23 protein-coding genes are annotated in these 21427 nt (G+C 67.5%); 14 read left to right on the top strand and 9 right to left on the bottom strand.

Annotation, left to right across the window (positions count from 1 at the left end; translation table 11 throughout):
* The first annotated feature begins 69 nt into the window (after positions 1–69).
* Both ACE11G_RS12970 and ACE11G_RS12965 read left to right on the top strand, forming a co-directional pair.
* The gene (locus ACE11G_RS12970) at positions 70–936 is read left to right on the top strand and encodes a Bax inhibitor-1/YccA family protein (RefSeq protein WP_006898061.1); all 867 of its coding nucleotides are present in this window, start codon (positions 70–72) and stop codon (positions 934–936) included.
* 109 nt (positions 937–1045) lie between these two features.
* On the top strand, positions 1046–1480 hold the full coding sequence (locus ACE11G_RS12965; RefSeq protein WP_006898060.1) for a hypothetical protein: 435 nt from the start codon (positions 1046–1048) through the stop codon (positions 1478–1480).
* Between the two features lie 87 nt (positions 1481–1567).
* Here ACE11G_RS12965 and ACE11G_RS12960 read toward each other — a convergent pair whose 3' ends face one another.
* Positions 1568–2788 (bottom strand): acetyl-CoA C-acetyltransferase, encoded by a 1221-nt coding sequence (locus ACE11G_RS12960; protein WP_062367153.1) that lies wholly within the window; start codon positions 2786–2788, stop codon positions 1568–1570.
* Positions 2789–2885: 97 nt separating this feature from the next.
* Between ACE11G_RS12960 and ACE11G_RS12955 the strand changes: the two genes are divergently transcribed.
* Both ACE11G_RS12955 and ACE11G_RS12950 read left to right on the top strand, forming a co-directional pair.
* Positions 2886–4301, top strand: a complete 1416-nt coding sequence (locus ACE11G_RS12955; RefSeq protein ID WP_006898058.1) for a cystathionine beta-synthase — start codon at positions 2886–2888, stop codon at positions 4299–4301.
* Positions 4301–5443, top strand: a complete 1143-nt coding sequence (locus tag ACE11G_RS12950; RefSeq protein ID WP_006898057.1) for a cystathionine gamma-synthase — start codon at positions 4301–4303, stop codon at positions 5441–5443. Before ACE11G_RS12955 ends, ACE11G_RS12950 begins: the two co-directional genes overlap by 1 nt.
* A 40-nt stretch (positions 5444–5483) precedes the next feature.
* Here the strand turns inward: ACE11G_RS12950 and ACE11G_RS12945 are convergent, their stop codons facing one another.
* Positions 5484–5987 (bottom strand): SRPBCC family protein, encoded by a 504-nt coding sequence (locus ACE11G_RS12945; RefSeq protein WP_375002462.1) that lies wholly within the window; start codon positions 5985–5987, stop codon positions 5484–5486.
* 541 nt (positions 5988–6528) lie between these two features.
* Between ACE11G_RS12945 and ACE11G_RS12940 the strand changes: the two genes are divergently transcribed.
* Complete coding sequence (locus ACE11G_RS12940) at positions 6529–7155, top strand: DUF3558 family protein (protein ID WP_375004151.1); 627 nt, start codon at positions 6529–6531, stop codon at positions 7153–7155.
* Between the two features lie 89 nt (positions 7156–7244).
* Positions 7245–7676 carry a helix-turn-helix domain-containing protein gene (locus tag ACE11G_RS12935; protein WP_006898053.1) on the top strand — a complete coding sequence of 144 codons (432 nt, stop codon included), beginning with the start codon at positions 7245–7247 and terminating at the stop codon, positions 7674–7676.
* 73 nt (positions 7677–7749) lie between these two features.
* Here ACE11G_RS12935 and greA read toward each other — a convergent pair whose 3' ends face one another.
* The 3 genes from greA to ACE11G_RS12920 all read right to left on the bottom strand — a co-directional run bounded on the left by greA (position 7750) and on the right by ACE11G_RS12920 (position 9557).
* Positions 7750–8238: a transcription elongation factor GreA gene (greA, locus tag ACE11G_RS12930; protein WP_006898052.1), complete on the bottom strand. Its 489-nt coding sequence runs from the start codon at positions 8236–8238 to the stop codon at positions 7750–7752.
* Between the two features lie 114 nt (positions 8239–8352).
* Positions 8353–9102, bottom strand: a complete 750-nt coding sequence (locus ACE11G_RS12925; RefSeq protein WP_375002460.1) for a queuosine precursor transporter — start codon at positions 9100–9102, stop codon at positions 8353–8355.
* Positions 9099–9557 (bottom strand): DUF4307 domain-containing protein, encoded by a 459-nt coding sequence (locus tag ACE11G_RS12920; RefSeq protein WP_006898050.1) that lies wholly within the window; start codon positions 9555–9557, stop codon positions 9099–9101. The genes ACE11G_RS12925 and ACE11G_RS12920 overlap by 4 nt, the downstream gene beginning before the upstream one ends.
* A 79-nt stretch (positions 9558–9636) precedes the next feature.
* On the opposite strand from ACE11G_RS12920, the gene mca reads away from it, so the two are divergent.
* From mca to ACE11G_RS12900, 4 genes are all read left to right on the top strand, one after another.
* Positions 9637–10488 (top strand): mycothiol conjugate amidase Mca, encoded by an 852-nt coding sequence (gene mca / locus ACE11G_RS12915; RefSeq protein WP_045537340.1) that lies wholly within the window; start codon positions 9637–9639, stop codon positions 10486–10488.
* Positions 10485–10850: a hypothetical protein gene (locus tag ACE11G_RS12910; protein WP_006898048.1), complete on the top strand. Its 366-nt coding sequence runs from the start codon at positions 10485–10487 to the stop codon at positions 10848–10850. Before mca ends, ACE11G_RS12910 begins: the two co-directional genes overlap by 4 nt.
* Complete coding sequence (locus ACE11G_RS12905) at positions 10810–12846, top strand: thioredoxin domain-containing protein (protein WP_375002457.1); 2037 nt, start codon at positions 10810–10812, stop codon at positions 12844–12846. The genes ACE11G_RS12910 and ACE11G_RS12905 overlap by 41 nt, the downstream gene beginning before the upstream one ends.
* 271 nt (positions 12847–13117) lie before the next feature.
* Positions 13118–14209 carry a 3-deoxy-7-phosphoheptulonate synthase gene (locus tag ACE11G_RS12900; RefSeq protein ID WP_006898046.1) on the top strand — a complete coding sequence of 364 codons (1092 nt, stop codon included), beginning with the start codon at positions 13118–13120 and terminating at the stop codon, positions 14207–14209.
* Between the two features lie 105 nt (positions 14210–14314).
* Here ACE11G_RS12900 and ACE11G_RS12895 read toward each other — a convergent pair whose 3' ends face one another.
* The 3 genes from ACE11G_RS12895 to ACE11G_RS12885 form a co-directional block, all read right to left on the bottom strand.
* On the bottom strand, positions 14315–15763 hold the full coding sequence (locus ACE11G_RS12895) for a PepSY-associated TM helix domain-containing protein (protein ID WP_375002455.1): 1449 nt from the start codon (positions 15761–15763) through the stop codon (positions 14315–14317).
* Positions 15764–15833: 70 nt separating this feature from the next.
* A complete protein-coding gene (locus tag ACE11G_RS12890) occupies positions 15834–16334 on the bottom strand; it encodes a hypothetical protein (protein WP_006898044.1) in 501 nt (166 codons plus the stop codon).
* Positions 16335–16357: 23 nt separating this feature from the next.
* Entirely contained in the window at positions 16358–17044 is a 687-nt protein-coding gene (locus ACE11G_RS12885; protein WP_062367143.1) for a hemolysin III family protein, read from the bottom strand.
* Between the two features lie 60 nt (positions 17045–17104).
* On the opposite strand from ACE11G_RS12885, the gene ACE11G_RS12880 reads away from it, so the two are divergent.
* Genes ACE11G_RS12880 through ACE11G_RS12870 form a run of 3 tightly spaced genes read left to right on the top strand, consistent with a single transcriptional unit; the run spans position 17105 to position 19155 of the window.
* Complete coding sequence (locus tag ACE11G_RS12880) at positions 17105–17887, top strand: isoprenyl transferase (protein WP_006898042.1); 783 nt, start codon at positions 17105–17107, stop codon at positions 17885–17887.
* Positions 17888–17926: 39 nt separating this feature from the next.
* A complete protein-coding gene (locus ACE11G_RS12875; RefSeq protein ID WP_375002452.1) occupies positions 17927–18670 on the top strand; it encodes an SDR family oxidoreductase in 744 nt (247 codons plus the stop codon).
* Positions 18670–19155 (top strand): aminoacyl-tRNA deacylase, encoded by a 486-nt coding sequence (locus tag ACE11G_RS12870; protein ID WP_062367179.1) that lies wholly within the window; start codon positions 18670–18672, stop codon positions 19153–19155. Before ACE11G_RS12875 ends, ACE11G_RS12870 begins: the two co-directional genes overlap by 1 nt.
* Positions 19156–19183: 28 nt before the next feature.
* Here ACE11G_RS12870 and coaA read toward each other — a convergent pair whose 3' ends face one another.
* Positions 19184–20125, bottom strand: coding sequence for a type I pantothenate kinase (coaA, locus tag ACE11G_RS12865; RefSeq protein ID WP_006898038.1), 942 nt, complete (start codon positions 20123–20125; stop codon positions 19184–19186).
* A 70-nt stretch (positions 20126–20195) separates the two neighbouring features.
* Between coaA and ACE11G_RS12860 the strand changes: the two genes are divergently transcribed.
* Entirely contained in the window at positions 20196–21422 is a 1227-nt protein-coding gene (locus ACE11G_RS12860) for a DUF885 domain-containing protein (RefSeq protein ID WP_375002449.1), read from the top strand.
* The last annotated feature ends 5 nt before the right edge of the window (positions 21423–21427 follow it).

Raw genomic sequence — 21427 nt, 5'->3', positions numbered from 1 at the left:
GCTCGAGGATCGTTGAACCCGTGAATCAGCCAAGTCAACTGATGCGCACAACTTTCTAAAGGAGCACCAGTGCGAGAGAGCAGTAACCCGATCATGCGTGGCGTGGTCCGTGACAATAAGAAGGAGGCGGGCGGTTACGCCTCCTTCGGTCAGGGACTGGCGGGCGCCGGCCAGGCGTCGATGGCGACCGGCCAGCAGCAGTACACCGACCAGTACACCCAGGGATACGTGCCTCAGGCCGACACCCGCCCGATGACGATCGACGACGTCGTCACCAAGACCGCAATGACGCTCGGCGTCCTGATCGTCGTCGCCGCCGGCGCCTACTTCGCGATCTCGCAGCAGGCCTCGCTCGCCGCGCCGCTGATGGCTGTCGGTGCGATCGGCGGTCTGATCCTCGTCCTCATCGCGAGCTTCGGCCGCAAACAGGACAACCCCGCGATCGTCCTCACCTACTCGGCATTCGAGGGACTGTTCGTCGGTTCGATCTCGTATGTGTTCGGTAACTGGGTCATCAGCGATGACACCTCGGCCGGTGCGCTGATCGGGCAGGCGGTCCTCGGCACCCTCGGTGTGTTCGTCGGCATGCTGGTGGTCTACAAGGTGGGCGCCATCCGCGTCACCCCCCGATTCACCCGCATGCTGATGGCGGGCATGGTCGGTGTGCTCGTCCTGATGCTCGGCAACCTGGTCCTCGGACTGTTCGGCGTCGACAGCGGCCTGCGGAGCGGCGGACCGATCGCGATCATCTTCTCGCTGGTCTGCATCGCCCTCGCGGCTTTCTCGTTCCTGCTCGATTTCGACCAGGCCGACGAGCTCATCCGCGCCGGCGCGCCGTCGAAGGCGGCATGGGGTGTGGCGCTGGGGCTGACCGTCACCCTGGTCTGGCTTTACGTCGAGATCCTGCGACTGCTGAGCTACTTCAACAGTGACTAGTCAATAGACTTGGCTGGTCGGCTCAGAGCCCGGTGTGCACCGAGAGATCGGTTGCATCACCGGGCTCTTTGTTGTTCGGTGGATACAGGCGCGACGACGGGAGTCGGACATGATCGAACAAGGTCTACGGCGGCGGTTGACGCTTGCGGCGGCGGTCGCGGGCTCGGTTGTGGCGGCGACGGTGGGCGCGGGGACCGCCTCGGCGGCGCCGGTACAGCCGTTCGCGATCCAGCCGGCATCCTTCGGGAACCCGAACGGCAGTTTCGATGTGCCGCCCATCCACTGCGGGCTCGAGAGCGGCCCCGGGGCGGGCCAGGTGACCGTGACCGGAACCCTCTCCGAACGGTGGGGCTGTCTGCCGTTCGGGCGCGTGTGGTGGCTGAACACGGCGACCGGCGCGACCGGCGCCGCACGGATGTCGGCCGGGCTCAACGACCACCCGGCGCAGGCGGTGCTGCACACCGGGCGGGGCCGGATCGTCGTCACGCTGATGGCCGCGGGCGGGGTCGTCACACCGGGATTCGCGACGGTCGACGTTCGCTGAACTGCGAGCGGCCCCGCGGACGCAGAACGGGCGGGTCCGAAGAAGATCTCCGGACCCGCCCGTTCGCGGTCGTGTGAGGGCTCGCCGTCAGAGACGCTCGAGCACCATCGCCATGCCCTGGCCACCGCCGACGCACATGGTCTCGATGCCGAACTGACCGTCGTAGGTGTTGAGGTTGTTCAGCAGGGTGGTGGTGATCCGGGCGCCGGTCATGCCGAACGGGTGACCCAGGGCGATCGCGCCGCCGGAGACGTTCAGCTTGTCATGGTCGATGCCGAGCTCGGCCGCCGAACCCAGGACCTGGACGGCGAATGCCTCGTTGATCTCGAACAGATCGATGTCGGAGATCGACATGCCTGCGACGCGGAGAACCTTGCGCACGGCCTCGATCGGGCCCAGCCCCATGATCTCGGGCGACAGGGCGGTGGCCGCGGTCGCGACGATGCGGGCCAGCGGCTTGAGACCGAGCGCCTTCGCTTTGTCATCGCTCATGACGACCAGCGCGGCGGCGCCGTCGTTCAGCGGGCACGCGTTGCCCGCCGTCACCGTGCCGTCCGGACGGAAGACCGGCTTGAGCTGCGAGATCTTCTCGTAGGTGGTGCCGGCGCGCGGGCCGTCGTCAGTGGTGACCTGGGTGCCGTCGGCCAGCGTGACCGGGTCGATCTCGCGGGCGAAGAAGCCGTCGTTGATGGCCTTCTCGGCACGGTTCTGGCTCAGGACGCCCCAGCGGTCCTGATCCTCGCGGGAGATGCCGGTGTACGAGGCGACGTTCTCGGCGGTCTCGCCCATCGCGATGTAGACGTCGGGGAGCAGCCCGTCCTCGCGGGGATCGTGCCACTTTCCCGCGCCGCCCTCGGAGGCCTTGGCCGTACGAGCGATGGCCTCGTCGAAGACCGGGTTCTTCGAGTTGGGTGCCCCGTCGGCGCCGCCGGAGACACCGAAGCTGGAGACGCTCTCGACGCCGCCGGAGATGAAGACGTCGCCCTCGCCGGCCTTGATGGCGTGGAACGCCATGCGAGTGGTCTGCAGCGACGACGAGCAGTAGCGGTTGACGGTGACGCCGGGGACGTGGTCGAGACCGAGCTCGACGGCGACCACGCGGCCGATGTTGTAGGCGCCCTGGCCACCGGGCTGACCGATGCCCATGTGGATGTCCTCGATGTCGGCGACGTCGAGTTCGGGAACCTTGGCGAGTGCGGCGGCGACCATCTGGCGAGCGAGCTCGTCCGGACGAACGTCCTTCAGAGAGCCCTTGCCGGCGCGGCCGATCGGGGAGCGTGCGGTGGAGACGATGACAGCTTCAGACATGTGCGCCACGTTACTCCAGGGCGTCACTGCGCATTTCGGACGATCCATTGACCGCCCGATCGGGCGGGGCGTGGTCGTAGATGGGACCATGGACGGTATGCGCATCGCCAATCACGTTGTAGACCTGGTCGGGAACACTCCGCTCGTCAAGCTCAACAAGGTCGTGCAGCCGGGGTCCGGCCTGGTCGCCGCCAAAGTCGAGTACCTCAACCCGGGCGGCAGTTCCAAGGACCGCATCGCCACCCGCATGATCGACGCGGCCGAGGAATCCGGCGAGCTCAAGCCCGGTGGCACCATCGTCGAGCCGACGTCGGGCAACACCGGTGTGGGTCTCGCGTTGGTCGCGCAGCAGCGCGGTTACAAATGCGTCTTCGTCTGCCCGGACAAGGTGGCCGAGGACAAGCGCAACGTGCTGCGCGCCTACGGTGCCGAGGTGGTCGTGTGCCCGACCGCCGTCCCGCCGGAGCACCCCGACAGCTACTACAACGTCTCCGATCGCCTCACCCGGGAGATCCCGGGAGCGTGGAAGCCGAACCAGTACGCGAATCCGAACGGCCCGCTGAGTCATTACGAGACCACCGGTCCGGAGATCTGGCGCGACACCGAGGGCAAGGTGACCCATTTCGTCGCAGGCGTCGGCACCGGCGGCACCATCACCGGAACCGGCCGCTACCTCAAGGAGGTCTCCGACGGGCGCGTGAAGGTGGTCGGCGTCGACCCCGAAGGCTCGGTCTATTCGGGTGGATCGGGGCGTCCGTACCTCGTCGAGGGCGTGGGCGAGGACTTCTGGCCGGACGCCTACGACCCCACCGTCCCCGACGAGATCGTCGCGGTGTCCGACGCCGACTCGTTCGAGATGACCCGGCGGCTGGCGCGTGAAGAGGGCCTGCTGGTCGGCGGCTCGTGCGGTATGGCGGTGGTGGCCGCGCTGAAGATCGCCGAGCGTGAGGGGCCGGACGCCGTGGTCGTGGTGCTGCTTCCGGACGGCGGTCGCGGCTACATGTCGAAGATCTTCAACGACGATTGGATGAGCAGCTACGGGTTCCTGCGCACGCCGCTCGACGGCACTCCGCGCACGGAATCGCGTGTCGGCGATGTGCTCCGAGGAAAGGGCGGCACGCTGCCTGATCTGGTGCACACGCATCCCCAGGAGACGCTCCGCGACGCGATCGAGATTCTTCGCGAGTTCGGCGTCTCGCAGATGCCGGTTGTCGGCGCCGAACCGCCCATCACCGCCGGCGAGGTCGCAGGCGCGGTGTCCGAGAGGGACCTGCTCAGCGCGGTCTTCGAGGGGCGCGCCAATCTGGCCGACCCGGTGTCGGCGCACATGGGCGAGGCGTTTCCGCTCATCGGTGCGGGCGAGCCCGTCTCGGCCGCGATGGAAGCTCTCAGCACCTCCGACGCGTTGATGGTGGTGGACGACGGCAAGCCGGTCGGCGTCATCACCCGGCACGACCTGCTCGCCTTCGCGAGCACGCACCCGATCGCCATCCGTCAGCAGGAGGAGAAGTAGTGTCCGAGCAGGGATTTTCGACCAAGGCAATTCACGCGGGCTGGGATCCGGATGAGCGCACCGGTGCGGTGAACGTGCCGATCTACGCGAGCTCCACGTTCGCGCAGGACGGGGTCGGCGGGATGCGCGACGGGTTCGAGTACGCGCGTACCGGCAACCCGACCCGACGGGTGCTGGAGGCCAATATCGCGGCCATCGAGGCCGGACGGTTCGGTCGCGGGTTCGCGTCGGGCATGGCGGCCACCGACGCGCTGCTGCGCGCCACGCTGCGTCCCGGCGACCACCTCGTGATCCCGAACGACGCGTACGGCGGCACCTTCCGGCTGATCGACAAGGTATTCACCGAGTGGGGTATCACCTACTCGGTGGCGCCGGTCGTCGACGTCGAGGCGATCCGTGCGGCGATCACCCCCGCGACCAAGCTCGTCTGGGTCGAGACGCCCACCAATCCGCTTCTCAACGTCGGCGACATCGCGGCTGTCGCCGAGGTCGCGCACGCGGCCGGCGCCAAGCTCGTCGTGGACAACACCTTCGCGACTCCGTACCTGCAGCAGCCGCTGACGCTCGGCGCCGATGCCGTCGTGCATTCGACGACCAAGTATCTCGGCGGACACTCGGACGTGGTCGGCGGAGCGATCGTCACCAACGACGAGCAGCTCGACTCCGACATCGCCTTCCTCCAGAACGGCGCGGGCGCAGTTCCGGGGCCCTTCGACGCCTACCTGACGATGCGAGGCATCAAGACACTCGCCGTGCGAATGGACCGGCACTGCGACAACGCCGAGAAGCTCGTCGAGTTCTTCTCGGCGCATCCGAAGATCGAGAAGGTGCTCTATCCGGGGCTGGCCGACCACCCGGGGCATGCGGTCGCGGCCAAGCAGATGCGGCGCTTCGGCGGCATGATCTCCGTTCAGCTGACCGGTGGTCGTGAGGCTGCGCTCGACTTCTGTGCGCGGACGAAGGTGTTCACCCTCGCCGAATCGCTCGGCGGCATCGAGTCGCTGATCGAGCATCCGGGAGCGATGACCCACGCGTCCACCGCCGGCTCTCTGCTCGAGGTGCCCGACAACCTCGTCCGACTGTCGGTCGGAATCGAGGACGCCGACGATCTTCTCGAGGACGTGCGCCAGGCGCTCGCGTAACGGGGACGACGCCGTGAGCCGTGGCGAACGGCTCGCGGTGTCAGCCGTTGAAGGTCGCGAAATGCTTGACGGTGTCGGTCTTCACCGTGCCGAAGGCGCCGTTGGCGATGGGACCGGACAGGAACGGCGGCAGCCCGGTGCCGCCGAGTTCCATCGCGAACTTCCAGACAAGGCGTGAGCCGTGCTCGGTCGGCGACACCTCGGTGTATTCGCCGAACTTCCTGAGTCCGGGGATGTTCGCCCGCACGCCGTGGAAGCCGTGTTTGTACGTCGACGTCTCGGAGTCCTCGTCCCACAGGAAGAAGTACTCGTCCATCTTCACGACGCCCGGGGCGAGTGCCACCGAGCGTGTGGTGCCCACGCCGTACGGCGCGGGCGATGTGTACGTGACCGAGTTCAGTGCACGGCACCAGTCCAGGGTGTTCTGGCGCGTGAACTCGGCCCACGCGGTCTCGGGAGCGACGGGGATGTGCACATCGATGGTGTACTTCATCGGCGCGGTGTCGAAGTAGAACTCGTCGAACGGTTGCAGGTCGTAGGCCATGGGTACGCAGTGTAGCCGTGCGCCGACACGCCGGTGCTGTTCTGGCTGGTCTCTTGACCAGCGAAAACGGTTGCTGGAAAAGAATTCTCGCGCAAAAGTGGAACCGATCGGGCGTTTGGTGCGTCTAATTCATGAACACGAAAACAGACTTGATGGCGAAGGGGATTCCGGAGCGGAGACCGTCTCGATTTGGGGGGTGACGGTCTCCGCTACGGAATGTCGTTCCATCGCGTCGGCGTACCGGAGGGCATAGTGAGCGAACTCGTCTACGTGCAGGAACTCTGGCGAAAACGGGCGGAGGTCGCGCAAGAGTGCGCCGATGAGTTGGGGGAGTTGGGGTTTAGCCTTGGCTCAGTCGTATCGCGCAACTATTTTGGAAGTGGTTGCGTTGAGGGAGCCGAGCTCTACCGGCGATTGCGCGACGTTGTAGCAGCTGGCGCGGCAGAGCTCACCCGCTTGGGCCAGCGAGCCAGTGTAGTGTCCTCAGTGGCACTGAGTGCTGTGAACAGAATTGAGAGCGCAGACGACTCAAGTGCTGACGATGTTGGGTAGAAGGTCTGCAATCGTCGTGCTCTTGGGATTGGCGTGCGCACTCTCTGCTTGCCAGGCCTGGCCTCAGCGCGATTCCCAGGGTATAGACGTAGACGGGCATGTGCAGCAAACGAACAGAGTTGGCACTCAGCTGCCATTCCCGAACGTTCATCCGCATCGCTGGAATCGAGCGAACTCAGGTACAGATTACGAGCCCTGCACGGCATTGTCTGGCCGGGATCTCCGTACACTCAATGTCGATGCAGGGAGTGTTAAGGACGCTGCGGGTACTGATGGCCAAACGCTCCGCGGTTGCAGATGGACGTATCTGGGCCGTCAGCAGAATGAGAAGTGGCGGGTTGGGCAATTCGTAGGTAACTCGATAAGCCTGCAAGCGGACAAACAGTCAAAGTCGGCGGAAATCGATATCTGGCTGCCTGACGCGGTCATTCGTGGTCGGGTCGTAGGGGTGCATCGGCTGCGCGGAGACCACGCCTGCGACACATATGTTCAGTCGCGCGCGGCGGCCGTGACAACTCTCGTCACTTACGTCGGGCCCACCCCGCCGCCGCCCTCCGAGATCTGCGACCGTGCACTGGCCTTCACTCGCGCGACGATCTCGAAAATGCCTTTGTGACAACCAATTTCGCCGCGTAGCCGCAGGTCACGGCACTCGCACACGGTGGTGTGCGGACATTCTGGTGTGCAGTCGTCAGATTGGTTGTTGTGCTGTCGGCCGACCGTGGATCCCTCGAGTGGGATACCTATGCGTTCGCGTTCGGTCATCGTCTGGTGACCGTCCGGAAGGCGCGCGGCCTGTCCCAGGAAGAGCTCGCGGAGCGGTGCGGGTTGCACCGAAACGCGGTATCGAATCTGGAGCGAGCGACCAGCAACAGCGCGTCGGGGATCGCCGACCCGCTGATGTCGACGGTGTACCGCCTCGCTCGGGCGCTCGACGTTCCACCGACCTATCTGATGCCCGGCGCTGATACGCGGCCGGGGATGCGGGCGGCCGAGCAGGAGACCAACCACGCGCTCTCCGACGTCGAGGCGGAGCTACTGAGGCTGCTGGCGGATGAGTTCGCGCAGTCGGACGAGACGACGCCCGACCGGCCTGATGAGCCCCGCCCAGACGACTTTCCGGGCCGGCGGTACTGACGTTCCCTCGGAGTGGGTCCAGACATGAGAAAGGGCCGATCCGCTGTGCGGATCGGCCCTTTCCGGCCTGAACTTACGGCTGGTACGGCTCTGCGCTGACCAGCGTCACACTGATCTCGGCGCCGCTGGGGACCGTGTACGTCCGAGTCTCTCCGACCTTCGCATCGATGAGAGCCGCGCCCAGCGGCGAGCTCGGCGAGTAGATCTCGATGTCGCCCGAACCCTCCTCGCGGGTGGCGATGAGGAAAGTCTCCTTGTCCGACTCGTCGCCGTCGTAGTAGACGGTCACGACCGAGCCGGGGAGCGCCACACCCGACTGCTTCGGGGCTTCGCCGACCTTCGCCTTGTTGAGCAGATCCTGCAGCTGGCGAATACGCGCTTCCTGCTGGCCCTGCTCCTCGCGCGCTGCGTGATAGCCGCCGTTCTCCTTGAGGTCGCCCTCTTCGCGGCGCTCGTTGATCTCGGCGGCAATGACCGGCCGATTCGCAATAAGCGAATCGAGCTCACCCTTCAAGCGCTCGTACGACTCCGGCGTCAACCAAGTCACACCCGCATCGGTCATTGTGGTCTCCTTTGCTGTCCGCTACTGGACGATCTGTCCGCTTGGACTGCTCTAAATGCAGCAACACGGCCCCTCGCGGAGCCGTGCACAGCCAATGATAGCAGCGCCTGTGTTCTAAGGCACATCCGAGGTGACTCGGCTAACATCGGCGAGCGCTTCGGCATAGCTCGGCTCGGCCCGCTTGAGGTAGCGGACCACGGCGTACGTGATCGGCATGACGACCACTTCCACCAGCGTCTTCCACACGAAACCGATGACGACGTAGTTGATGAAGTCCGACCACGTGCTGATTCCGATCGCCGTGGCGGCAATGGAACAGAACACGAGCGTGTCGAAGAACTCGCCGACCACGGTGGACCCGATCAGCCGGGCCCATAGGTGCCGCTCCCCGGCCCGCTCCTTCATCTTCACGAGCACGAAGGAATTCAGCAGCTCGCCGACGACGTAACCGGCGAGCCCGGCGGCGACGATCCGCGGAACCGTGCCGAGGACCGACTCGAACCCGGACTGGCCGTCGTAGAAGTCTGCGGCGGGCAGTTCGATCGCCACCCAGAAGCACAGGGACGCGAGGACGATCACAGCGAAACCGGAGGCGATGGTCCGGCGCATCGCGCGGAACCCGTAGACCTCGCTGATGACGTCGCCGATGACGTAGCTCAGCGGGAACAGGAAGAAGGCCCCGTCGGTCACCAGGCCGTTGACGTGAAGAGGGCCGAGGTCGAAGTGCAGCCAGTCGTCGAACAGGACGACGGCCTTGGTGGCGGCGATGTTGCTGATCAGCATGATGCCGACGAACAGCGCCGTCAGCGCCGGGTAGTACGGACTGGCGAGTTTGGCGAAGACCGCCTGCCCGGCGTGCGTCATGCGTTCGGGGAGAGGTAGGGGGGTACGTTGAGCGTGCAGCCGAACACCTCGCCGATCACCGGCGGCCGAGACGTCGCGACCTCGGTGCGGGCGCCGACCTGCACCTCGGTGCCCGCGGGGACCAGCACCTCGCGGCGGCCCACTTCGGCGCCGTCCTTGGCGCGCGCGCGGACGATGCAGACGACGGCGTCGTCCGGGCTGTTGCGGTTGACGGTGTACTGAACGGCGACGCGGTCGGACGAGAGGAGCTCGTAACCCGTCGCCTGTCCAGAGACGTCCGGATCGCCGAACTGACGGAAACCGAGGTATGCGATCCCGACACCCGCGACGACGACGAGCACGGCGAGCCCGTAGAACCAGCGGCGCTTGCTGCTCCGCGACCGATCTGCCGGATAGGTCGCCCGCGGGCCACTGCGCGGCTTCTGCTGGTCGGCGCCCCCGTCTGATGTGCTCACGCGTCAATACCTACCATGTTGGGTAGGAGCTAAGCGAAGGTGAGGAAGCGTGACCGAACGCGCGAACGGGCTGCGGCTCATGGCTGTGCACGCACATCCCGACGACGAGTCGAGCAAAGCGGCGGCGACTCTGGCCAAATACGCAGCGCAGGGGCACGAGGTGATGGTCGTCACCCTCACCGGCGGGGAGCGCGGCGACATCCTGAACCCGGCGATGGACCGCCCGGGAGTGATGGACAACATCACACAGATCCGGCGTGACGAGATGGCTGCCGCGGCCAAGGCGCTCGGCGTGCAGCACCGGTGGCTCGGCTTCGTCGACTCGGGTCTGCCCGAGGGCGACCCGCTGCCTCCGCTGCCGGAGGGATGCTTCGCGCTGGTACCGCTCGAGGAGGCCAACGAGCGTCTGGTGAAGGTGATCCGCGAGTTCCGTCCGCACGTGATCATCACCTACGACGAGAACGGCGGCTACCCGCATCCCGACCACATCAAGTGCCACGAGGTGTCGATGGCGGCGTGGGACTCGTCCGGTGATCCGGAACAGTTCCCCGAGGCCGGCGATCCGTGGACGCCGCTCAAGCTCTATTACACGCACGGTTTCATCCGCGATCGGATCCTCGCGTTCTCGGACGAGTTCGAGAAGGCCGGTCAGGAGAACCCGTTCAAGGAATGGCTCAGCAAGTGGCGCCGTAACCAAGGCGACATGATGGGCCGCGTCACCACCCAGGTGGAGTGCAGCGACTACTTCGTGCAGCGCGACGACGCACTCCGCGCACACGCGACGCAGATCGACCCCAACGGCTTCTTCTTCGCTGTCCCGCTGGAATGGCAGCAGCGACTGTGGCCGACCGAAGAATTCGAGCTGGCGCAGACCCGGGTGCACACAGACCTCCCGGAGAACGATCTCTTCGCCGGAATTGAGCAGCAATGAACGTCCTGTCCCTGTCCTCTGACGCGGTGATGCTACTGGCCGACGAGCCGGCGAAAGGCCCGGAATTCGGCAAGGCGTCGCCGATCGGCCTGCTGATCATCATCCTGCTGCTGATCGCCGTCTTCTTGCTGATCCGGTCGATGAACAAGCAGCTCAAGAAGCTGCCCGAGAGTTTCGACGCCGACAATCCTGCACCGGACCAGGCCTTCGACGACGGCACCGACCGAGTCGACGACCCGGCCGGGCTACCCGAGTCGACGACACCGGCCGAGGCCGAGAACGGCGCCGGTGACGGACACCGGAACAACACGGGCCACGACAATGGAGGCCAGAACAGTGGAGGATCCACAGACCGCGGATAGCGCTCGTAATCGGCTCGGTGAATCGTCGAGCCCCTATCTGCGCCAGCACGCCGCCAACCCGGTTCACTGGCAGGAGTGGGGTGAGGAGGCCTTCGACGAGGCGCGCCGCCGCGACGTCCCGGTGCTGCTGTCGGTGGGGTATGCCGCGTGCCACTGGTGTCACGTGATGGCGCACGAGACCTTCGAGAACGAGACGCTGGCCGCGCAGATGAACCGGGACTTCGTCTGCATCAAGGTGGACCGAGAAGAACGTCCCGACATCGACGCGATCTACATGGCCGCGACGGTCGCGATGACCGGCCAGGGCGGGTGGCCGATGACCTGCTTCCTGACACCCGACGCCGATCCGTTCTACTGCGGCACCTACTTTCCGCCCACGCCCCGCAACGGGCAGCCCGGATTCTCCGAGGTGATGGACGCGATCACCCGGACCTGGGATCACCGGCGCGACGAGGTGATCGTCGCAGGAACCAAGATCGCAGAACACCTGCGCGCCAACGCGGCCTCACTGCCGACCGGGCCGCCGCCGGACGCACAACTGCTCGCCGACGCGGTCCGCGCGATCTGTTCCGACGAGGATCCGCGCTCGTCCGGATTCGGCGCTGCGCCGAAGTTCCCGCCCACCGCCCTGCTGGAAGCACTGTTGCGCGCCGATGAACTGCTGGGTCTCGGCGAAGCAGGTGCCGTGGCCACGCGCACCGCCCACGCGATGGCGCGCGGAGGCATATACGACCAGCTAGCGGGCGGTTTCGCCCGCTATGCCGTCGACGCAGACTGGGTGGTTCCGCACTTCGAGAAGATGCTCTACGACAACGCTCTGCTGTTGCGCGCGTACGCCCATCTAGCGAGGCGCGGTGACGCGCTGGCGCTGCGGGTGGCGGAGGAGACCGCCGACTTCCTCGACGAGCACCTGTGGACCGGGTCGGGATTCGCCTCGTCGCTCGATGCCGACACCGAAGGCGTCGAAGGGCTCACCTACGTCTGGCGCCCCGGCGAACTCATCGACGTGCTCGGACCCGACGACGGCGCGTGGGCCGCGGCGCTGTTCACCGTGACCGATCGGGGGACGTTCGAGCAGGGGGCTTCCACGCTGCAGTTGCTCCGCGACCCGGGCGACCGGATCCGTTACGCCTCGGTGCGGTCGCGTCTGCGCGCCGCACGGGACCGGCGACCGCAGCCCGACCGGGACGACAAGGTGGTGACCGCGTGGAACGCGATGACGGTGACGGCTTTGGCCGAGGCCGGCGCCGCGCTGGCAAGACCGCGGTGGGTGGCGCGAGCCGCCGAATGCGCGCGGGTCCTCGCCGAGGTGCACTTGGTCGGGGACGAGTTGCGACGGTCGTCGCTCGACGGGACGCCGGCGGCGCCCCTCGGCGGTCTCGACGACTACGCGGCCTTCGCGACGGCGCTGCTGACGCTGCACCAGGTGACTGGTGAGATCGGCTGGCGCACAACGGCGTCGGCGGTCATCGAGAAGATGATCGAGGTCTTCGCCGACCCGGATTCGTTCGGCGCCTGGTACGACGCCCATCCGACCGGCCTGCTGCTCCGTCCGCGCGATCCGGTGGACGGGGCCACCCCGGCGGGTGCCTCGCTGGCCGCCGAGGCGTTGCTTCTGGCGTCGACTCTCGTCCCCTCCGTCGACGATGCCGCACGCTACGGGGAACTGCTCGACGCGACCCTGAGCCGCTCGGGACTCATTCTCGCCAAGGCGCCGCGCTCGGCCGGGCATTGGCTTTCGGTGGCGATCGCGCGAGTGGCCGGGCCCGTCCAGGTGGCGGTGGCTCAGTCCGCCGACAGCGCGGGCGAACTCGCCGCGCAGATCCGGCGCGGCGTGCCGGGCGGCGTGGTGGTGGTCGCCGGCGAACGGGATTCGCTGCCGCTGTTGGAGGATCGAGGACCGGTCGGCGGGTTGGACGCCGCCTACGTGTGCCGCGGAACCGTCTGCGATCTGCCCGCCGTCGACGCGGAGACCGTGCTGGCCGCGATCCCGTGACCCCCGACCGCCGATTTGGCGGCCGGGGAAGCGGTTGTGCTAGCCTCGGTCGCGTGATGCAGTCCGCACGCTATTGGCGTTTCTTTATCAAGGCTCCGGGTGGGGCCGAGATGAAGCGATAACGCGCGCACGCATCAACCTTCCCGGAGCCTGAGCAGTGACCTGATGGTCGCTGCTCTCGTCGTTTCGGGAGTATCTCAGAGCGCCTCAGGCGTGAATCCGGAAGCGGCGGACCAGCCCGATTCGCGGATGACACCTGAAAGGCATTTCCTTGACTACCACCACCGACGCCGCAACCACCGACAGTGGGCAGAGTTCGTCCACCTCCGACCGGCGGGTGACGGCGTTCTCGCCGATCCCGTCTCCGGAGGCTCTCCGCAGTGAGCTTCCGCTGACCGCGCGTCGCGCCGAAGCCGTGCAGCGCGATCGGGAGGAGATCGCGGCGATCCTCGCCGGCCACGACGATCGGATGATCGTGGTGGTGGGGCCCTGCTCGGTCCACGATCCGGTCGCCGCGCTCGACTACGCCCGTCGCCTCGCGCCGCTCGCCGAGCAGTACCGCGACGCGCTGAAGATCGTGATGCGCGTGTACTTCGAGAAGCCGCGCACCACCGTGGGATGGAAGGGACTGATCAACGATCCCGGGATGGACGGATCGTTCGACGTCGAGCGCGGACTGCGGACGGCCCGCGCGCTGCTGCTCGACGTCATCGATCTGGGACTGCCGGTGGGCTGCGAATTCCTCGAGCCGACCAGCCCGCAGTACATCGCGGACACCGTCGCCTGGGGCGCGATCGGCGCTCGCACGACCGAATCGCAGGTGCATCGCCAGCTGGTGTCGGGACTGTCGATGCCGGTCGGTTTCAAGAACGGGACCGACGGCAACGTCCAGGTCGCGATCGACGGCGTCAAGGCCGCGGCGGCCGAACACGTCTTCTTCGGGGTCGACGACTTCGGTCGCGGCGCCGTTGTCCACACCTCGGGCAACGAGGACTGCCACATCATCCTGCGCGGTGGCACGCCCGGCCCGAATTACGACGCGGCTTCGGTGGACTCCGCGGTTCAGACTCTCGCGGAGGCCGGTCTGTCGCCGAAGGTGATGGTCGACTGCTCTCATGCGAACTCGGGCAAGGATCACGAGCGGCAGGCGGAGGTCGCGGTGGAGGTCGCGGAGATGTTCGCCGCGGCTCGTCGTGCGGGCGAGGACCAGGTGCTCTCGGGTGTGATGCTGGAGAGCTTCCTGGTGCCGGGAGCGCAGTCGCTCGGCGGCGACCTGGTGTACGGGCAGTCGGTCACCGACAAGTGCATGGGATGGGACGCGTCGGCCGAAGTGCTCGCCCGGTTGGCGCGCGCCGCGCGGTAGGGGTGCCGAGCGGCACCCCTACCCTCAGCGGCGACTACCCGGAGCGGGGTACGGGCGCGCCATGCCTCGCCGCCTTTCGCCCGTTCCGGGTAGACGGAGAATCAGCTATGCGGCTGATTCGAGACCGCGTGTGCGGACGGCGCCGATCACTGTGTCGACCACCAGGAATGCCAGCAGTGGCCAGCCGAGCAGCGGGATGAACCAACCGATGGCCACCGCTGCCACCGCGATCGCGAGCGTGAGGGGCAACGGGAGCTCCCGCAACGCGCCACGTGCCGGGGGCGCACCGATCCGGCGGGTGCGCGACCGCCGCTGCCACCACGACCGGTAACCGAGCACGATCGCGACGATGAGCGCGATCATCACCGCGAACAGCAGGAGCTGATTGGCCAGGCCGAACAGCAGCCCCATGTGCAGCTGGATGCCCCACGCGGACAACTTGGCGGCCAGCGGCCAGTCGGAGAAGTCGTTGACGTCGACCACGGCGTCGCGCGACGGATCGACGGCGATGGAGCTGGTCGACATCCGCCACGGGACGCGATTCTGGGCCACGACGAAGGCTGTCGAGGCGTTGTCGGGGATCGTCACCTCCACCGGCCCGCCGATGCCGTTGGCGCGCGCGATAGCGATGGCGCCGTCGATTCCCGCGACCTCGTCGGCCGAGGACATGGCACCGGACATGGAGCCCGATCCGCTCATCTGATGATCGGCGTGCTCGCCTCCGGCGGCCTGCGGTGTGCCGGTGAGGGACGAGTCGACGGTCGGAGTGGTCCAATTCAGCGCCGACCGCAGCTCGGTGACGTGTTCGCCCGCGTAGGTCGACCAGGTGAGGCCGGTGGCCGACAGGAACAGCAGCGCCACGGCGATCCAGGTGCCGATGACGCCGTGTCTGCTGATGGTTCGGCCTCGGCCGCGCATGCGGGGAAGGCCGCGCAGCATGGAACCACTGCCGGTCGCACGGCGGCGCTTGCGGACCTGGACCGCCCACATGACCAGACCGCCGAGCGCGACGACCCACAGCCACGACGCGGCCAGCTCGGAGTACATCCTGCCCGGTTCGCCGAGGTGCAGACTGCGGTGGAGTTGGTCGATCCACGTACGGACCGGGAGCGCGCCGGACGACCCGTACGACGCGAGCTGGCCGAGCGACTCACCGGTCACCGGGTCGATGAAGACGGCGAGTCGCTCCGACTCGCCGAGCGACGGGTCGGAGAAGAGCACGCGAGTGGTGGCACCGGGTTCGGTGGCCGGCTGCACCGCCGTGACCTGGAGATCGGGGCGTACGGCCTGGGCGGCGCGGACCTGCTCGGCGACCGACTTGGCCGGACCGGACGAGTCCGTGTGCAGTTGGTGCCGGTAGATCAACTGCTCGGCCGACGGGGAGACGGCGTAGAGAGCGCCGGTGACGGCGGCGATGAGCAGGAACGGAGCGATCAGCACGCCGGCGTAGAAGTGCAGTCGCTGAACGAGGCGGATGAGGGTCGCGCGGGTGGATGCGGGTCTCGGCGGCGAGTCCGGAGTTTCCGGGGTCGCCGAAGACAGAGTGGTGGACAACGGTGTGCCTTTCGGTCAAGCAGAAGTCATCGCGCGCCGTCGACGGCACGCGATGTGATGACGTGGGTTGCTAGACCGAAAAGGGCGGGCCTCGGCGTCCGACGGCGCCGAGGAAGACGAGCGCGGCCGGTGCGGCTTGCGGGGGAGCGGGAACGACGACGGCGGCGTAGCCGGTCCGGGGCCGCAGCCGCAGACTGCTCGCGCGAACGGCGAGCGCAGAGACGGCCCGCACCAGGATCTCGGCTCCGCACAGCAGCAGCAGTGCGGCTATGGTGCCCGCGGTGTGCATGACGGCCATCGGCGCGGTGAACAGGTCATGGTGATGACCCGAGGTGAGCACGAGCAGCAGGTGGACCAGTGCCTGGCCGGCCACGAGTGCGGGCAGTGCCCGAACGCTGGGCGCGGCGCGGACGCCGATGCCCACGGCCACCGCGGCCGCTCCGACCATCAGAAGTACCGACGTCTCGGGGAGCATGCCCTGCGCGGTCGCGTGGGCGAGCACGCCGGTGACGGCGGACGTTCCGCCGACCACTGCGCCACGCAGGCGCGAGAGGCGGATCGGCGTGTTCACCCGCTCAGATTAGCCCGGCGGCCTCAGCCGATCACCACCAGCCAGACGGCGATGTAGTGCAGGGTCGCTGCGATGGCGGTACAGGCGTGGAACACCTCATGATGGCCGAATACTCCGGGCCAGGGTTCGGGCCAGCGCAGGGCGTAGAGAACGCCGCCGAGGCTGTAGAACACGCCGCCGACGGCGAGCAGCACGATGACCGCGACGCCGGTGTTGTGGACCAGCATCGGCGAGACTGCGATGATCACCCACCCGAGCACGATGTAGAGCACCACTCCCAGCCAGCGCGGCGAGGCGGGCCAGATCATCTTGAGAGCCACTCCGACGACGGCGCCGGCCCACACGACGCCCAGCACCCACCAGCGTGTCGGCGAATCGAGACCCATCACGCAGAACGGGCTGTAGGTGCCGGCGATGAAGACGAAGATCATCGAATGGTCGGCGCGTTTCATGGCGATCCTCGCCCTGGGGGTCCGCCAGTCGATCCGGTGGTACACGCTGCTGGTGCCGAACAGCCCGCAGATGGTGATCACGTACACGACCACTGCCACCACCGCGGGGGCGCTCCGGTGCATCGCCGTGCCGACGATCAGCACGACGCCGACGGCCGCCGCGACGAAGGCGGCGTACGTGTGGATGACTCCGCGCAGCACGGGCTTGACCCCGGCGGCGGGGCCTGCGGGCCTGGTAGGCGTCGAGGAGTCCGTCATGAAACCTACGGTACCGTAAGTTTCGCTCCGGTAACTTACCGGCGGAGTAGGATCACGGCTGTGAAACTGCTCCCAGACCGGCTACGCGGAGGCATGCTGCGCGTCTACGAGCATCGGCTTGTACAGCTGATGGATCCCGAGCGCATTCCGCGGCACGTGGCGATCATCTGCGACGGCAACCGGCGGTGGGCGCGGGAAGCCGGCTTCGAGGACGTCAGCCACGGGCACCGGGTGGGCGCACAGCGCATCGCCGACATGCTCGGGTGGTGCTCGGAACTGGGCATCGAAGCGGTCACCATCTACCTGCTCTCGACCGAGAACCTCACGCGCGACTCGGACGAGCTCGATGCGCTCATGGAGATAGTCCCCGACATCGTGGACGAGATCTCCGACGTCGACGCCGACTGGCGCGTCCGGATCGTCGGAAACCTCGATCAGCTCCCGACCGCGGTCGCCCAACGGCTGCGCGAGGCGTCCGATCGCACCGAGGGCGCGGCCGACATGACCGTGAACGTGGCCGTCGGCTACGGCGGACGGCAGGAGATCGTCGACGCGGTACAGCAATTGCTGATCGAGGCCCTGGCGGCGGGCGCGTCCTCCGAGGAACTGGTGGACGCGGTGACCGTCGAGGGCATCGACTCCCACCTCTACACCAGTGGGACGCCCGATCCGGACCTGGTGATCCGGACTTCGGGCGAGCAGCGCCTCAGCGGATTTCTGCTCTGGCAGTCCGCGTACTCGGAGATCTGGTTCACCGACGCCTACTGGCCTGAGTTCCGGCGCGTCGACTTCCTGCGCGCCTTGCGGGACTACACGGCACGTAACCGCCGCTTCGGCAAATGAAGTCGATCGGCGGCGAGAATCCACGAGAGGGTTGAGAGCATGCGAGTCACCGTCGTCGGCGCCAGCGGGGAGTTCGGTTCGGTGCTCAGCGACATACTGCAACGCCGCGGTGCGCAGGTGACCCGAGCGCATCGGGCGACCGGCGTGGACGCGGTCACCGGTTCGGGCCTGGCGCAGGCGTGCGAGGGCGCCGACGTCGTGGTCGACGCCACCAGCCTGCTGTCCCGAAGCGCTGACGAATCCGTGCGATTCTTCGGTGCCGTGGCCCGGAACATCTCGATCGCCGCGGAGGCTGCGGGCGCGGCAGTGGTGTTCCTGTCGATCTACGGTGCGTCCGACCCGGTCGTCAACAGGAAGATGGGGCACTACCGCGGCAAGGCGGAGCAGGAGACGGTGTACGCCGAGACCCTCGGCGGCACGGCCACCGCGGTGCTGTCGACGCAGTGGTACTCACTGGCGCAGAAGTTCCTCTCGATGCTCACCTTCGGTCCGATCGGTGCAGCACCCCGGATGCTCAGCCGTCCCGCGGCGGTCGAGGATGTGGCCGAGGTGTTCGCCGACGTCGTGCTGGACACTGCGCGACCGGCCCGTGTGACGGTGGCCGGACCGGCCGTCATGGATCTGGCCGACGCCGCCAAAGCGATAGCCGCGCAGAAGGGTTCGCCGAGATTCGTGTTCGGCGTCAACTACGGCGGACCCGGTCTGCGCTCGGGCGGCCTGGTCCCGGACCACCCGGATGCGATCACCGAGACGACTTTCGATCAGTGGCTGGCGAGGCGCTGATGGCAGCGGCGACGCCGGCCATCGCGGCGCTGGAGCGCGCGGGCCTGCCCTTCGAGGTCCACCGGTACAAACACGACCGCCGACGCGGCGACTACGGCGACGAGGCGGTCGCCGTCACGGTGTCGACCCTCGGCGTCGACGCCGCGCAGATCCTCAAGACCCTGGTGGTGGACCTCGGCGGCGAACTCGGTGTGGCGATCCTGCCGGTGCCGGAGAAACTGTCGTTGAAGGCGGTGGCCAAGGCGTTCGGAGCGCCGAAGGCGGAGATGGCGCAGGCGGCGAGAGTGACCCGCTCCACCGGCTACGTCCTCGGCGGTGTGTCGCCGCTGGGCCAGAAGACCGCGCTGCGGACCGTCGTCGACGAGTCTGCGCTGCAATGGGATTCGGTGCTGTGCAGCGGGGGCCGCCGCGGCCTGGAGATCCGGCTGGCTCCCGCCGACCTGGTGACCGCGACGAACGCGGAGATCGCGCCGATCACGGCCTGAGGCCGCGCTCGTCGGCATCGGGCCGGCGTCAGAGTTTGCGCAGCCGCACCCGGTTGATCGCGTGGTTGCCGTCTTTGCGCAGCACGAGGGTGGCCCGCGGTCGCGTCGGCAGGATGTTCTCGATCAGGTTCGGGCGGTTGATGGAGGTCCAGATGTCGCGCGCCGCGATCGTCGCCTGCTCGTCGGTCAGCGACGAGTAGTAGTGGAAATGCGACTCGGGGTCGGCGAACGAACCGGTGCGCATCTGCAGGAATCGGGAGATGTACCACTTCTCGATGTCGGAGGTCTTCGCGTCGACGTAGATCGAGAAGTCGAACAGATCCGAGACGGTCAGGGTGGGACCGGTCTGGAGGACGTTGAGGCCCTCGACGATCAGGATGTCGGGCTGGCGCACCGAGTGCACCACGCCGGGCACGATGTCGTAACTGACGTGGTCGTAGACCGGTGCCGTGACCTCGGGCGTGCCCGACTTCACCTCGGTCACGAAGCGCAGCAGCGCGCGGCGGTCGTACGACTCGGGAAAGCCCTTGCGGTGCATGATGCCCCGCCGCTCCAACTCCGCCGTCGGCAGTAGGAATCCGTCGGTGGTGACGAGGTCGACCTTCGGGTGGGTCTCCCACCGCGACAGCAGCGTCGCCAGGACGCGGGCGGTGGTCGACTTGCCGACGGCCACCGAACCGGCGATGCCGATCACGAAGGGCACCTGTCGATTCCGCTGACGTTCGCCGAGGAAGGTCGACGTCGCCGCGAACAGTCGCTGTCTGGCCTCCACCTGCAGGTGGATCAACCGGGACAGCGGAAGGTAGACCTCAGCGACCTCGTTGAGATCGACTTGCTCACCGAGGCCGACGAGTTTGTCGAGTTCAGACTCGTTCAGCACCATGGGCATCGACTGCCGCAGCTCACGCCACTGCTTGCGGTCGAGTTCCAGGTACAGGCCGGGGTCGCGGTCGTGGGATAGACGCGCCATGGAGGGTAAGGCTACAGGGACGCCGATGTCGCGGAGACGATAGCCGGGCGTCGCCGGTAGCGTTGGTCACATGACAGGTGGCATGTCCGCGGATCCGGTGACCGAGTACCTGCGGCTGGGGCTGGCGTTCGACCGCCTCGAAGAGGGATTCGTCGACGCCTACACCGGTGATCCCGCATTGCGCGTGGAGGTCGAGAACGCGCCCGCGCCGCACCCGGCCGGGCTGGCGGACCGCGCCCGCGCGCTGCAGCGCGAGTTGCCGGCCGGTCTGCCCGCCGAACGGGCCGAGTTCGTCGGGGCCCACTTGCGTGCACTCGAGTGCTCGGCCCGCAAGTTCGCGGGCGAGGAGGTCGGGTTCGTCGACGAGGTCCAGGCGTACTTCGACGTCCGGATCGAGCCCGGCGACGAGGCCGTCTACCGCGAGGCCCACGCCGGGATGGCCGAGGCGCTCGGGGTGCCGGGGGCGACCGGCGACCGGCTCCGCGAGGCGTACGCCGCCTACCGTCGGGCCGACGAGATCCCGGCCGCCGCGGTGGCGCAACTGATCGCGGAGTTCTCGGGCAGTCTGCGCGAGACGGTGCGCACCGCCTTCCCGCTGCCGGATGCGGAGACCGTCGAGTTCGAAGTGGTCGGCGACAAACCGTGGTCGGGCTTCAACTACTACCTGGGCGGTTACCGTTCCAAGGTCGCGGTGAACACCGATCTGCCGCAGTACATGTCCTCATTGCCGGGGCTGATCGCTCACGAGGCCTACCCGGGACACCACACCGAGCACTGCCGCAAGGAACAGGGTCTGGTCGGATCGGGACAACTCGAACACACCGTGTTCCTGGTCAACACGCCCCAGTGTCTGATGGCCGAGGGGCTCGCCGACCACGCGCTCGCGGCGGCCAAGGGCACCGGGTGGCACGAGTGGGCCGCGGAGATCTACGCCGACTTCGGGCTGCGTTTCGACCCCGAGCGGGCGCGCGCGGTCGGGGCCGCGGCCGCCGGTCTGATCCGGGTGCGTCAGGACGCGGCCCTGGCGCTGCACGATCGCGGCGACGACATCGACGATGTCGCGGCCTTCCTCCAGCGCTGGCTGCTCGTGGCTCCTGACCGGGCCCGCCAGATGCTCCGGTTCCTCACCTCGCCGCTCTGGCGCGCGTACATCTCCACCTACGTCGAGGGCTACGCCTTGCTCGAGACCTGGCTCGATCGGGCCGGCCCCTCGGGTCCGGAACGTCTGGCACGGTTCGGCCGACTGCTGGACGAGCCGCTGATCCCGGCGTCGCTGCGCAGGGAACTCGCCGCGTAGCGGGC

It is taken from the genome of Gordonia sp. PS3 (assembly GCF_041950545.1).
Lineage (GTDB): Bacteria > Actinomycetota > Actinomycetes > Mycobacteriales > Mycobacteriaceae > Gordonia > Gordonia sihwensis.
Note: the sequence above shows the minus strand (reverse complement) of the source record. Positions and strands in the feature narration are given on the sequence as shown.